We start from the raw sequence: 13,623 nt of genomic DNA, 5'->3' as shown, positions 1-13,623 counted from the left end.
ACGACTTTTCCAGCAGGAGCAACAATGACCAACCCACGCAAGCTCGCCATCCTCGCCGCCGCCCTGGCCGTTATCGGCCTCGGTGGCGCGGCCTGGACCGGCACCCTCGGCAAGGCCGGCAGCGGCCAGGCCCAACACGACGGCCACGGCGAAGCCGGCCATGGCCATGACGAAGAGAAGGACGACGGACACGGCCACGGTGAGTCCACAGGCGAGGGGCATGGCGAGGAGGAGGGCCAGCTGCACCTGACTGCCGAGCAGATCCGCGCCGCCGGCGTGCAGCTGGCCACCGCCGGTCCGCGCACCTTGGGCACCGCCATCAGCTTCCCCGGCGAAATCCGTTTCGACGAAGACCGCACCGCTCATGTGGTGCCACGGGTTCCTGGCGTGGTCGAGTCGGTGCAGGCCGAGCTGGGCCAGGCGGTCAAGCGCGGCCAGGTGCTGGCGGTGATCGCCAGCCAGCAGATCTCCGAGCTGCGCAGCGAGCAGCAGGCCGCGCAACGGCGCCTGGAGCTGGCCCGGCTGACCTTCACGCGTGAAAAACAGCTGTGGCAGGAACGCATCAGTGCCGAGCAGGACTACCTGCTGGCCCGCCAGGCGCTGCAGGAGGCCGAGATCGCTGCCGCCAACGCCGGGCAGAAGGTCGCCGCGGTGGCACCGGCCGGCAAGGGCAACCGCTACGAGCTGCGCGCACCGTTCGACGCGGTGGTAGTGGAAAAGCACCTGACCGTGGGCGAGGTGGTGGACGAGACCAGCAATGCCTTCACGCTATCGGACCTGAGCCGGGTCTGGGCCACCTTCGCCGTGGCCCCGCGTGACCTGGACAAGGTGGTCAGTGGTCGTGGCGTCACCGTCAGCGCGCCGGACCTCGGCGCCCAGGTGGAGGGCAAGGTCAACTACGTCGGCAGCCTGCTCGGCGAGCAGAACCGCGCCGCCACCGTGCGCGCCACCCTGGCCAACCCCAATGGCGCCTGGCGCCCCGGGTTGTTCGTCAATATCGCGGTCACCGTCGAGCGCTTCGAGGCCGAGGTGGTGGTGCCGGAAAGCGCCCTGCAGACCTGGGAAGAGCAGACCGTGGTGTTCGCCCGCACCGATGAAGGGTTCGCGGCCCGCCCGGTCAAGCCCGGCCGGCGTGATGCCGGCCAGGTGGAGATCCGTGAAGGCCTGGCCGCCGGTACCGAAGTGGCCGCCGCCGGCAGCTTCGTCCTCAAGTCCGAGCTGGGCAAAGGCTCGGCCGAACACAGCCACTGACCGGGGACGTCTTCCATGTTCGAACGCCTGATCCAATTCGCCATCGAGCAGCGCCTGGTGGTGATGCTCGCCGTGGTGCTGATGGCCGCCGTGGGCATCCACAGCTACCAGAAGCTGCCCATCGACGCCGTGCCCGACATCACCAACGTGCAGGTGCAGATCAACACCGCCGCGCCCGGCTATTCGCCCCTGGAGACCGAGCAGCGCATCACCTTCGCCATCGAGACCGCCATGGCCGGGTTGCCAGGCCTGAAGCAGACCCGCTCGCTGTCGCGCTCGGGCTTGTCGCAGGTAACGGTGATCTTCGATGACGGCACCGATATCTTCTTCGCCCGGCAACTGGTCAACGAGCGCCTGCAGGTGGCCCGCGAGCAGTTGCCCGAGGGCATCGAGGCGGCCATGGGGCCGATCTCCACCGGCCTTGGCGAGATCTTCCTGTGGACGGTCGAGGCCAAGGAGGGCGCCGCGAAGGACGACGGCACGCCCTATACCGCCACCGACCTGCGGGTGATCCAGGATTGGATCATCAAGCCGCAGCTGCGCAATGTGCCTGGCGTGGCCGAGGTCAACAGCATCGGCGGCCACGCCAAGCAGTACCTGATCGCCCCGGAGCCCAAGCGCCTGGCAGCCTACAAGCTGACCCTCAACGATCTGGTCGCCGCCCTGGAGCGCAACAACGCCAACGTCGGCGCCGGCTATATCGAACGCAACGGCGAGCAATTGCTGATCCGCGCCCCGGGCCAGGTGGCTTCGGCCGAGGACATCGCCAGCATCGTCATCTCCAGCGTCGACGGCACGCCGATCCGCGTCAGCCACGTGGCCCAGGTCGGCCTGGGCCAGGAGCTGCGCTCCGGCGCCGCCACCGAGAACGGCCGGGAGGTGGTGCTGGGCACGGTATTCATGCTGATCGGCGAGAACAGCCGCACGGTGTCCCAGGCGGTGGCGGCCAAGCTCGAGGAGATCAACCGCAGCCTGCCCAAGGGCGTGGTGGCGATCACCGTGTATGACCGCACCAACCTGGTGGAAAAGGCCATCGCCACGGTGAAGAAGAACCTCATCGAGGGCGCGATCCTGGTCATCGCGGTGCTGTTCCTGTTCCTGGGCAACATCCGCGCCGCGCTGATCACCGCCATGGTTATCCCGTTGTCGATGCTGTTCACCTTTACCGGCATGTTCAGCAACAAGGTCAGCGCCAACCTGATGAGCCTGGGTGCGCTGGACTTCGGCATCATCGTCGACGGCGCGGTGGTGATCGTCGAGAACGCCATTCGCCGCCTGGCCCATGCCCAGCAGCATCATGGCCGCATGCTGACCCGTTCCGAGCGCTTCCACGAAGTGTTTGCCGCCGCCCGCGAGGCGCGCCGGCCGCTGATCTACGGGCAATTGATCATCATGGTGGTGTACCTGCCGATCTTCGCCCTGACCGGGGTCGAGGGCAAGATGTTCCACCCCATGGCCTTCACCGTGGTGATGGCGTTGCTGGGGGCGATGATCCTCTCGGTGACCTTCGTCCCCGCGGCCCTCGCGCTGTTCGTCACCGGCAAGGTGAAGGAAGAAGAGGGCGTGGTCATGCGCACCGCCCGGCGTCGTTACGCCCCGGTGCTGGAGTGGGTGCTGGGCCGGCGCAACCTGGCCTTTGCTGGCGCCGCGACCCTGGTGCTGCTGTCCGGTGTGCTGGCCAGCCGCATGGGCAGCGAGTTCATCCCCAGCCTCAGCGAGGGTGACTTCGCCCTGCAGGCCCTGCGCGTGCCGGGCACCAGCCTGTCGCAGTCGGTGGACATGCAGCAGCGCCTGGAGAAGACCATCATCGAGCGGGTGCCGGAGGTGGAGCGGGTGTTCGCCCGCACGGGCACCGCCGAGATCGCCTCCGACCCGATGCCGCCGAACATTTCCGACGCCTATGTGATGCTCAAACCGCGCGAGCAGTGGCCGGACCAGGGCAAGTCGCGTGACGCGCTGATCGCCGAGGTGCAGCAGGCGGCGGCCAGCGTGCCGGGCAGCAACTACGAGCTGTCGCAGCCAATCCAGCTGCGCTTCAACGAGCTGATTTCCGGGGTGCGCAGCGACGTGGCGGTGAAGGTGTTCGGTGATGACATGGAGGTGCTCAACCGCACCGCCGCGCAGATCGCCACCAGCTTGCAGCAAGTGACGGGGGCGTCCGAGGTGAAGGTCGAGCAGACCACCGGCCTGCCGGTGCTGACCATCGATATCGACCGCGACAAGGCCGCCCGCCACGGCCTGAACGTGGGCGATGTGCAGGATGCCATCGCCATCGCGGTGGGGGGGCGTACCGCCGGTACCCTGTACGAAGGCGACCGTCGCTTCGACATGGTGGTGCGTCTGTCCGAGGCGCTGCGCACCGATGTCGACGGGCTGTCGAGCCTGCTGATCCCGGTGCCGGCCAGTGCCGCCGCGGGGGCCGCGCAGATCGGCTTCATCCCGCTGTCCCAGGTGGCCACGCTGAACCTGCAGCTGGGGCCCAATCAGGTCAGCCGCGAAGACGGCAAACGCGTGGTGGTGGTCAGTGCCAACGTACGCGGGCGTGACCTGGGCTCGTTCGTCGAGGAGGCGTCGCAGACCTTGATCGACCAGGTGCAGATTCCACCGGGCTACTGGACCCGCTGGGGCGGCCAGTTCGAGCAGTTGCAATCGGCGGCCGAGCGCCTGCGCGTGGTGGTGCCGGTGTCGTTGCTGCTGGTCATGGCCTTGTTGCTGATGATGTTCAACAACCTCAAGGACGGCCTGCTGGTGTTCACCGGGATTCCTTTCGCCCTCACCGGTGGCGTGCTGGCGCTGTGGCTGCGCGACATTCCGCTGTCGATCTCGGCGGGCGTGGGCTTCATCGCGCTTTCCGGGGTGGCGGTGCTCAACGGCCTGGTGATGATCGCCTTTATCCGCAACCTGCGCGAGGAAGGGCGCGGCCTGCGCGCCGCAGTCGAGGAGGGCGCCTTGACCCGCTTGCGGCCAGTGCTGATGACCGCGCTGGTGGCATCGCTCGGGTTCATCCCGATGGCCCTGGCCACTGGCACCGGTGCCGAGGTGCAGCGACCGCTGGCGACGGTGGTGATCGGCGGGATCCTGTCGTCGACGGCGTTGACCTTGCTGGTGCTGCCGGCGTTGTACCAGTGGGCGCACCGGCGCGATGAGGCCGAGACTGCGTGAACCTCTATCAACGGGCAAGCCCGCTCCCACGCAAGCATCACAGTGGGAGATTCTATGGTTTGCAGCAAGCCAGTTTTCCACCTTTGGTGACATATTCGTCCTGATTTTTCATCAGGGCGAATGCCACCCGTGCAAGCTTTCTAGCCAGGATTACCAGCGCTTGTGTCGTTGCTTTACCGGCTTTCCGATACTGTTCGTAGACGTCTTTCCAAGCAGCCGATCGGCTCGCCGCCATGGCGGCGTTATGCAATAGACGCCTGATCTCCGAGCAGCCTCGTTTCGTCAGGCGGCGGCGTCCACTCTTCTGCCCTGAATCACTGACTCGTAGATCCATTCCCAGGAATGCAATATACGAGTCACTGCTTTTGAACTCGCCCCGCATAAAGGCCATCACCAATGCCGTAGCGGTGAGAAAACCAATGCCCTCTATTGCTTGGCAGCGGGCAACTTGTTCGTGCAGGCCAGCTTCTCGCAGCACCTCCTTAATCTTCTTTTGGATCAGCAGATCCAGCCGGTCTATGGATTTTACAAAGGTTTTGAAGGCGGCTTTCAACAAGGCTTCATTAGCCCAGCTCTGCGTCATTGCAGTGCGAGCAGTCACCAAGGCCGATCTACGCCGAAGAAGGCTCTGTAGCTTGCCGTAGACGGCGGGAGGAGGAGTCCAAGGGCGAAGGTCTTCCCCCTCGTTTTTCAAAAAACGGGACAGCAGCCGAGCATCAGAAGGATCCGTTTTTACTCGTCCACCCACGCTTTTCCGGTAGTTGCTCAGCTGGAATCCATCAATGACATACACCTCGAAGCCCAGGCTATGAGCCAGTTCAACCAGATCGAGGTGATAAACATTAGTCGCCTCAACAGCAATAGCCGTGTTGAGGGGCTGTTGCTTCAGCCATCTTTTGATTTCGAGTTTGGAGTTTTTCAGTCTGATGACCTCATCGCGATCATCGTGATGAATCACCAGTTCAGCTTTCGCGACATCCGCACCCACGATCAGCTTGCCAACCTGCATTGCCATGGGCGCTTCCTCACGTTATGGTTTTTGGGCTTGAAGGGGTTTCACCAAGAGGCGCTGGCTTGCTTCTATCGTCGCTTGCAAACGATGCATTCTTTATCGGCGCTTTGGTGGAAGGGGTGGGGCGATGTCTCCCACGGTCTGTACTGATGCGAACAGTCAGAATCGGGCATTTAGTCCCACCACCCCTTCAAGTCTAACCATACAAGCGGGCTTGCCCCGCGATGCTTCAACGTCGACGCCACAGCCAGTGGTCCAGGCTCAACCTTCCAGAGCCTTTCAACAGCAGTGGCAACAACGCCACCAGGTAGATCAGCGGCAGCTTGAAGTTGCCAAACCCCTGGTCGGTGATCGCATACCCCCGCCCCAGTTCCGCCAGGCTCGACCACTGGCTTGGCCAGTGCACCGCCGCGGTTGCCACTACCGTCACCACCATCAGCACCGCCGAGGCCAGGCGGGTGCCGAGGCCGAGCAGCAGGAGCAGCGGGCAGAGCAGCTCGGCCCACATCGACAGTTGCCAGTTCAGGCCCGCTGGCAGCAGGTCGAACGGGAACGGAAAACTGCCTTGCAGGTCGGCGAACCAGTTGGCGCCATTGAACTTCTCCAGGCCCGATTCGAAGAACTCCCAGGCCAGGAACAGGCGCAGCGGCAGGTCGGCGCTCCAGCTGCCGGCCCGGTCGAGGGCCTTGAACGGGCGAGTCAGGGTGTTTGTCAGCATGGTGATCTCCTTGGGTCAGTGCGACAGGGCAGTGGCGGCCCGGCGTGAGCGTTGGGCCTGCTTGGCGATGAGCTTGAGGCTGATGGCGGCGAACATCAGGGCGAACGCCAGCGGGTACCAACCGCCCATGGGGATGCGCTTGTAGAACGACAGGCAGAACACCGCCGCCAGCACCCAGGTGCCGGTGCTGTGCAGGCCTTTCCACAGGCGTGGGCCGAGCAGGCGCATCGGTGCCTTGAACGAGGTCAGGGCCAGCAACAGGATGAACAGGTAGCCCACCGAGCCCGGGATGTTCGCCACCGCGCTACGCCCGGCCCAGAACAACTCCGGGTAGCGTTGCGCATACAGGTAGATCAGCACGCCATGGACCGTATGCGAGAAGGCGAAGGCCAGGCCCAGGTAGCGCCGTTCACGGAGCAACTGGCGGCTGGCCTGGCTGGGTAGCAGGGTGACCAGCGTCGAGGCCAGGAAGGTCAGCAGGAACAGTGCAAAGGAGCTGCGTGCCGTGGCGCGGATGGCGCTGCGCAAGCCGTCGGCACCGAGCGGATGGGTGGCGATGACCAGAGCGGTCATCAGCAGGGTCAATGCCGCGAGGGCGTGGAACAGCTTCCAGCCAGTGGGCAATGGCAATACTTTCATAGGCAAGGGTCCCGGCGTGCTTGGCGACGGCGGGGGCCGTCGCGCGGTGTGGCCGGAAGTGTGCGGGGGCGGCGTATCGGCAGTGTGTCGCGGGAGGCTGGGTTATGTAACGCTGTGTAGCGGTGCTCAGCGAGTACTGGTCAGGCGCTGCTGCGCCGCCGCGCAACCATTGATCTCCACTGCCTTTTGCAGGAAGGCCTGGCGCTGGCGCGGGTCCAGCTCGCCCAGCAGCCGGTAGATCTCGGCCTGATAGTCACGCTGGCGCCCCCACTGCAGCTGCAGGCCTTGTGGCCTGCTGCGGTTGCACGCCAGGCGGGTGGCCGGCTGCGGATAGTAGGCGGCATACAGGGTGGCCATGCTCGGGACTGCCTCCAGGGCCTCGCGGTAGGCGGGGCTGGCATTGTAGGGCGCACACCAGTGGGCGATAGCCAGCGCCGGTGGGGCAAAACCTTGCTTGAGGCTGGCCTCGAGCAAGGGGCAGGCGGCCTCGGCGATCTGGTTGGCGGGCAGGTAGGTGGTGTAGTACAGCGCCAGGCGGTACTGGGCCACTGGGTGGCCGAGGGCGACGGATTTCTTCAGCAGCGCCACGGCCGTGGGCAGTGTGTGCGCCATGGCCTGGCCCTGGCGGCTGAGTTCGGGGTCGCCAACGGCGGTACGCAGCGGGCTGGCGCTGTCGTCCTGGCTGTCGGCCTGCTCCAGCAGGGGCAATGCCTGGCGGTAAAGCAGGTCGGCATGGGGGTCGATGTTCACTTCCAGGGCCTGGGCGCCGACGGCGGCCAGCAGCAACGGCATCGCCACTGCCAGGCTGGCGCGGTGGCTGCGGCCCTGACGGCGGGCCGGAAACGAAGGAACGGCTGGGATGGTCATGGCAGTTACGCGGTTGCCTCGGGCAAATCAGGAGCGACGACAGCGTATTCTATCCATCCGCGCCCCTTCCCCGAAAGCCCGGCGTACGGCCATCAGACCAGCTTGATCGGCGCGGCCTTGCGCAGGGCCTGTCTTTCCTGGGCCAGCCCCAGCTTGGCGGTGATCACCTTGGCCAGCGCGTTATTGCCCAGGTCGTTGAAGTGCAGGCGGTCGACGAACAGGTGTTCGCTGAAGACCGGCGAGCTGCTGAGCATGCTGTTCATGTCATAGCACGGCACCGGCTCGGCCTGGTTCTTGATACGGCGAAAGAAGGCCATGTGCAGTTGGCTATCGAAGGTGTCGCCGAGCAGACGATCAAAATTCGACGGCTGGCGCTCAAGCTCGCTGAGCATAGCCTGTTCGGCGCTGGGCACGACCTCGCGGCACCAGGGCAGCAGCGGCTGGAGGATGAAGGTGAGGGTGGTATGGCCGTCGGCCAGCAGGCGATCCCATTGGCGCAGGGTGCGGCCGACGCAATCGGCGGCGCGGATCAGACGCTTATCGGGGCTGGACAGAGGCTCGATGTCCGGCCAGCGTGGTTGTCGCGCAGGCGCCAGAACCTGGCCCAGGCGCTGCCAGAGCGATTCGCGGCGTGCCTCGCCAGTGGCTTGCACCCCTTCGTTGAAGCGATTGAGAAAATCCTGGTAGGCCTGCGCCCGGTGCGGGTCCTGCGCGCCGGCCAGTACCTCGGCCAGGGCCTCCTGGGCCAGCGAGTTGAGGCCGCTGAGCACCACCACATGGCCGATCTGGCCGAAGCGGTGCTGGTGGGTGAGGAACATCAGCAGTTCCTGCGTGGCATTAAGCCCGCAACCGGTCAGGTTCAGCCAGATCTCGCCGGTCAGCATCGACAGGTAAGAGGCCACGGTGTGCTCGTCGGAGCTGGCGCCGATGCCCATGGCGGTGGAGCCGCCTACCAGCAGGTTGACCCGCGCCGCGCCGCCGCGTTCGGCCACCGAGAAGCGCTTGCCGGCGCAATGGCTGTAGCGCATGCCCAAAGCGTCGGTGTTGATGGTGCCGGAGCGGTAGCCGCGCTCATGCACGTACAGCGTGTGCGGTGCCCGGCGGCTGCCCAGTTGCAGGAAACGCTGGTAATCCTCTGCCAGTGGGTCGGGCGTGCCCATGCTGCCGGGGGTGGCGCTGTCGGTCGGTGTCATGGGCGCTCCTTGGTGTGAGGGCAGGCTCAGGCGGCCAGTTCCCTGATGTTGTAGGCCAGGCCGACAGCGGCAATCAGCAGCAGGGCGACACCCGAGGCCAGGCTGATCAGGCGGTTGCTGCGCGGCGAGGCGATCTTGCCGATGGCGAAGATGTAAAGGCTGAGCACGGCGAAATCGATGGCGATCCACAGCAGCGACAGCACCACCATGCTCTTGCCGAACGACTCGGTGATCTGGATGAACTGTGGGAAGAAGGCGATGAAGAAGATGATGTCCTTGGGGTTGGAGATGCCGACCATGAAGCCCTGCAGCAGGCCGCCACGGCCCGGCTGCACGCCGGTTGGGGCCGGGGTGGCGCCCTCGGCCGGGGCTTGCAGCGCTTCGCGCAGGGTACCCAGGGCGATGTAGCCGATGAACAGGCAGCCCAGCAGGCTCATGCCGCTGAGCCAGGCCTTGTCGATGGCTGCGCTGGTCAGGATGATCCAGGCGGCCGCGCCGATCAGCACCAGTGAAGCCCAGTTGGTGCCGACTGCGGTGAACAGGGCTTTGCGCGAGCCCGAGGCGGCGGCGGTGTTGACGATCAGGGCCACCACCGGGCCGGGCGTGGCGATTAGCAGCAGGACGGTGAGAGCATAGGTGGCGGTCAGTGCGGTATTCACGTTCAGTTCTCGGTAAGGGGTTCAGCTGTTGCGTGGGTATGGAACGGGCAGCGTGCCGGGCTTGGCGAGCCGGGCTCCTGCAACTGGTACTGCTTCCATTCGAAGTTGTCGTCCTGGCCGAAGAAACCAAGGGTCTCGGGCATGACGCCGTCGTTGTAGTGGCGCACCCGCTCACGAATCCGCGCCCGGATGCGCTGGCCGCTCTCGGTACCGGCGCTGGCGACCTCGTCGAAGCTCTCCCGCGGATTGATGACGAAGGCAATGTGCGGGCCCAGGTTGCGGCTTTTCATCAGGCGATGGGCGGGAAAGCTCATGTTGATGAACAGCGGCATGCCGGCGAAGCAGAATGACCAGCGTGCGTCATGCGGGTCCTGCGGGATCTCCTCGGGCCATGGCTGCGTGTCGCGGGCGTGGACCTCGCGCAGCACGTCCCAGGCCAGCGCCTGCTGCGCCTCGAGCGAGGAGTCGGCGGCCGTTTCGAGAAACACCAGCAACGGGTTGCCGATACGCTGCTTGAGCGGGATCGGCGTGATGGTGGCGATGTAGTCGGCCAGGCCCCGGGCGATATCGTCGGCCAGCCGTGCGGCGCGGGCGAAGACGATATGGCAGGTGCGCGCCGTGACTGCCTTGCGCCCGAACAGGCAGGGGAAGTCAGGGTTGGCCAGGGTTTCCTTGAAGTGTTCTATGGTCTTGTGTGTCCAGTGGTGCCGGTTCTGGACATGTTCGTCGGCGAGCTCTAGCGCATCCAGGCGATAGCAGTTTCCATAACCCGTAAACATGATTTCCCCAGGTAGATCCGAAGGTAGCGTTAATAGAACTTTTTCGTCATATCCGTGCAGGTTGGTTATATATAATTGTTATTTACCGGCATTTTCGGAGATGGGTCCTACGTTGTAAAACGCCTGGATCTATGACCTACTATTAGCTTCACTCATGCTCTGGAAGGCGCCATGTCGGAACGGATTCAAGCCTTGCACGCCTTGCGGGCCTTCGAAGTGGCCTCGCGCTATGGCTCCTTCACCCGCGCGGCCCAGGAACTGGCCCTTACCCAGGGCGCGGTCAGCCACCACATCAAGACCCTCGAAGCCCTGTTCGGCTGCGACCTGTTCGAGCGCCGCGGCCCCAAGCTGCGCCTGACCGAGCCTGGCCGCCTGCTGGCCCAGGAACTCAAGGTCGGCTTCAAGATCATCGAGAATGCCTGCGCGCTGTTGCGCCAGGATCGCTACGGCGTGCGGCTCAAGGCGCCGTCCACGCTCACCGTGCGCTGGCTGCTCCGGGCCCTGGACGGCTTCAAGAAGGTCGACAACAGCTGTTCGGTGCAATTGTCGAGCGTTTGGATGGACATCGATGCGGTGGATTTCTATTCCGAGCCCTATGACTGCGCCATCCTGTTGGGTAACGGGCGCTTTGCGGCGGATGTGGAGAGCCTCAAGCTGTTCGATGAATGGCTGATCCCGGTATGCCACCCGAACTACCTCGAGCAGGCGCGGCCGGAACTCTCGGTGCTCTCCAGTTGCGAATTCCTCCACCCGTCGCCGGACCGTCGCGACTGGCGGCGCTGGCTGGCGCGCATGGACGCGCTGGACATCAGCATCGACCAGGGCCAGGTGTTCGACACTCTCGATCAGGGTATTTCAGCCGCCCAGCAGGGGCTGGGCATCTCGGTGGTCGACCTGGTGCTGGCCAGCGCCGACCTCGCCGCCGGCAACCTGGCCACGCCGTTCCCCCACGCCGTGGCCACCGGCGACGGTTATTACATGACCTGGCTCAAGTCCAGCCCCAAGGCCCACCAGATGTACAAGTTGCGCGACTACCTGGTGGCGCAGGTGCCGCCGCTGTCGCACAAGGACATCAGCTACCTGTACGGCTGAGGTCGGTGGCTGGCAGCACTCGCTCGAGCATGAAGTCGATGAACACCCGCAGCTTGGGCGGCATCTGCCGCCCGGATGGCCACAGCAGGTAGAAGCTGCCGCGCCGCTCCATGAAGGGGTCGAGCACACTGACCAGGCTGCCGGCCGCCAGCTCCCGGCGCACGCTGAAGTCCGGCAGGCAGGTGATGCCACGGTGGTTGAGGGCGAAGCAGATGCGCGTCTCTACATGGTTGCAGACCATCGAGATGGGAATGGCGTAGTCCTGTTCGGGGTGCTCCCGGCGCAGCGGCCAGGTTTCCAGCTTGCCGCTGCTGGGGAAGCGGTAGTGCAGGCAGCTGTGCCCGCCGAGCTCGCGGGGGTGCTGCGGCGTGCCGCGTTCGCGCAGGTACTCGGGGGACGCCACCAGGCGATGCTGGAAGTGCCCGAGGAACTTGGCGTTCAGCCGTGAATCCAGGGGCTGGCCGCCGCGCATCACCACGTCGAAGCCTTCGCCGATGATATCCACCATGCGGTCGCTGAAGTCCAGGTCCAGCTCGATCTCCGGGTAGCGTGCCATGAACTCGGCCAGCGCCGGCATCACCAGCCCGGTCACCTGCGGCAGGCTCACCCGCAGGCGCCCGCGCGGCGCGCCGCTGGCCTGAGACAGTGCCTGCTCGGTGGCCTCGATCTCGGCCAGGATGCGCCGGCTGCGCTCGAGGAACAGTGTGCCCTCGGCGGTCAGGGTGATGCTGCGCGTGCTGCGGTGGAACAGGCGCACTCCCAGTCTTTCCTCCAGGCGGGCCACGCGTTTGCCCACGGCTGACGCGCTGATCCCCAGCGATTGGCCGGCGGCGACGAAGCTGCGGGCTTCGGCGACCCGAATGAAGACCATGAAGCCACTGAGGCTGTCCATGCTGTGCTCCGATTGCGGACGTTGGTGTCCTGACTGAGCGGAATTGTACCCGGCTTTTTCCGCAATACCCCAGCGGCGCAAGATGCCTGCCTGTTTGACCAACCGGAGACCATCATGCATTCACCTTCCCCGGCGGCCTGCGCCGGAGCATCCCCCGCCAGTGCCAAGCGCCTGCCCCTGAGCGGCTTGCTGGCGCTGGCCTTGACCGGCTTCATCGCCATCCTCAGCGAGACCCTGCCGGCCGGCCTGCTCGACCAGATCGCCGACGGCATGCAGATCAGCCAGGCCATGGCCGGGCAATGGGTCACGGCCTACGCCTTGGGTTCATTGCTCACGGCCATCCCGCTGGTGACCCTGACCCAAGGCTGGTGGCGCCGTCGGGCACTGCTGCTGGCCATTGGCGGATTCATCCTGTTCAACGGGCTGACCGCGGTGTCGTCGGACAACACACTCACCTTGCTCCTGCGTTTTTGCACCGGTGCCGCCGCCGGCCTGGCCTGGGGCCTGATCGCCGGCCATGCGCGGCGCATGGTGGCACCCGCCCAGCAGGGCAAGGCCATGGCAGTGGCGATGCTGGGGCAGCCCATCGCCTTGTCGCTGGGTTTGCCCATCGGTACCTGGCTGGGGACATTTATGGGTTGGCGGGCAACCTTCGTGATGGTGACCCTGGCTGCATTGCTGCTGGTCGCCTGGGTGTTGCGGGCGGTGCCGGACTTTCCCGGCCAGGCCGCGGGCAAGCGCCCCGCGGCAATGGCAGTGTTGCGCACCCCGGGCGTGGCGCGGGTGCTGGTGGTGATCCTGGTGTGGATCCTTGGCCATAACATTCTCTACACCTACATCGTGCCGTTGCTCGCCGCGGCGGGCATGGCTGACGCGGTGGGCCAGGTGCTGATGACCTTCGGCCTGGCCTCGCTGGCCGGCATCGCCCTGGTCGGTCTGGGGGTCGATCGGCATCTGCGCGGGTTGGTGCTGTTGTGCCTGGCCGGCTTCGCCCTGGCGACCCTGGCCCTGGGGCAGGTGCAAGGCGCGGCCTGGCTGGTGCATGTCAGCGTGGCGCTGTGGGGGCTGACCTACGGCGGCGCGCCGACGCTGCTGCAAACGGCCTGTGCCGATGCGGCGGGCGAGGGCGGCGATGTGGCGCAGTCTATGCTGGTGACCGTGTGGAACAGCGCCATCGCCCTGGGTGGCATCGTCGGCGGGCTGTTGCTGGTGGGGGCTGGGGTCGGGGCGTTTGGCGCGGTAGTGCTGGCACTGGTGGGGTTGGCATGGTTGCTGGTGCTGGGCGGACGCCGAGCCGGGTTCGCCGCCGGCGCCCGCTAACCCGACGTCCGTATCCGCGAAGCAGCATTTCTGGCAGCA

At 65.6% G+C, this 13,623-nt stretch carries 12 protein-coding genes; 4 read left to right on the top strand and 8 right to left on the bottom strand.

Translation table 11 applies throughout. The features are described from left to right. The first annotated feature begins 24 nt into the window (after nt 1-24). Nucleotides 25-1,251: an efflux RND transporter periplasmic adaptor subunit gene (locus KHO27_RS12505; protein ID WP_110700753.1), complete on the top strand. Its 1,227-nt coding sequence runs from the start codon at nt 25-27 to the stop codon at nt 1,249-1,251. A 15-nt stretch (nt 1,252-1,266) separates the two neighbouring features. Continuing rightward, nucleotides 1,267-4,413 (top strand): efflux RND transporter permease subunit, encoded by a 3,147-nt coding sequence (locus tag KHO27_RS12500; protein ID WP_110700751.1) that lies wholly within the window; start codon nt 1,267-1,269, stop codon nt 4,411-4,413. 52 nt (nt 4,414-4,465) lie between these two features. Here KHO27_RS12500 and KHO27_RS12495 read toward each other — a convergent pair whose 3' ends face one another. From KHO27_RS12495 to KHO27_RS12465, 7 genes are all read right to left on the bottom strand, one after another. Beyond that, on the bottom strand, nt 4,466-5,428 hold the full coding sequence (locus KHO27_RS12495; RefSeq protein WP_110701043.1) for an IS110 family transposase: 963 nt from the start codon (nt 5,426-5,428) through the stop codon (nt 4,466-4,468). Nucleotides 5,429-5,654: 226 nt separating this feature from the next. Continuing rightward, the gene (locus KHO27_RS12490; protein WP_214501916.1) at nt 5,655-6,143 is read right to left on the bottom strand and encodes an HvfX family Cu-binding RiPP maturation protein; all 489 of its coding nucleotides are present in this window, start codon (nt 6,141-6,143) and stop codon (nt 5,655-5,657) included. A 15-nt stretch (nt 6,144-6,158) separates the two neighbouring features. Continuing rightward, nucleotides 6,159-6,782, bottom strand: a complete 624-nt coding sequence (locus tag KHO27_RS12485) for a ferric reductase-like transmembrane domain-containing protein (protein WP_110700747.1) — start codon at nt 6,780-6,782, stop codon at nt 6,159-6,161. A gap of 126 nt (nt 6,783-6,908) precedes the next feature. Beyond that, the gene (locus tag KHO27_RS12480; protein WP_110700995.1) at nt 6,909-7,574 is read right to left on the bottom strand and encodes a sel1 repeat family protein; all 666 of its coding nucleotides are present in this window, start codon (nt 7,572-7,574) and stop codon (nt 6,909-6,911) included. A 167-nt stretch (nt 7,575-7,741) separates the two neighbouring features. Further along, on the bottom strand, nt 7,742-8,842 hold the full coding sequence (locus tag KHO27_RS12475) for a hypothetical protein (RefSeq protein WP_110700745.1): 1,101 nt from the start codon (nt 8,840-8,842) through the stop codon (nt 7,742-7,744). Between the two features lie 26 nt (nt 8,843-8,868). Then, nucleotides 8,869-9,501, bottom strand: a complete 633-nt coding sequence (locus KHO27_RS12470) for a LysE family translocator (RefSeq protein ID WP_110700743.1) — start codon at nt 9,499-9,501, stop codon at nt 8,869-8,871. 2 nt (nt 9,502-9,503) lie between these two features. After that, nucleotides 9,504-10,280, bottom strand: a complete 777-nt coding sequence (locus tag KHO27_RS12465; protein WP_110700741.1) for a YqcI/YcgG family protein — start codon at nt 10,278-10,280, stop codon at nt 9,504-9,506. Between the two features lie 171 nt (nt 10,281-10,451). On the opposite strand from KHO27_RS12465, the gene KHO27_RS12460 reads away from it, so the two are divergent. Beyond that, nucleotides 10,452-11,372, top strand: coding sequence for a LysR substrate-binding domain-containing protein (locus KHO27_RS12460; RefSeq protein WP_214501915.1), 921 nt, complete (start codon nt 10,452-10,454; stop codon nt 11,370-11,372). Here KHO27_RS12460 and KHO27_RS12455 read toward each other — a convergent pair. Continuing rightward, a complete protein-coding gene (locus KHO27_RS12455) occupies nt 11,353-12,264 on the bottom strand; it encodes a LysR family transcriptional regulator (RefSeq protein WP_110700737.1) in 912 nt (303 codons plus the stop codon). The two genes, KHO27_RS12460 and KHO27_RS12455, sit on opposite strands and share 20 nt — an antisense overlap. Before the next feature lie 114 nt (nt 12,265-12,378). On the opposite strand from KHO27_RS12455, the gene KHO27_RS12450 reads away from it, so the two are divergent. After that, nucleotides 12,379-13,584, top strand: coding sequence for an MFS transporter (locus KHO27_RS12450; protein ID WP_214501914.1), 1,206 nt, complete (start codon nt 12,379-12,381; stop codon nt 13,582-13,584). Nucleotides 13,585-13,623: the final 39 nt, after the last annotated feature.

It is taken from the genome of Pseudomonas sp. RC3H12 (genome assembly GCF_018596375.1).
Classification (GTDB): Bacteria; Pseudomonadota; Gammaproteobacteria; order Pseudomonadales; family Pseudomonadaceae; genus Aquipseudomonas.
The sequence above is the reverse complement of the archived record's forward strand: the minus strand, read 5'-3'. Positions and strand labels throughout refer to the sequence as shown.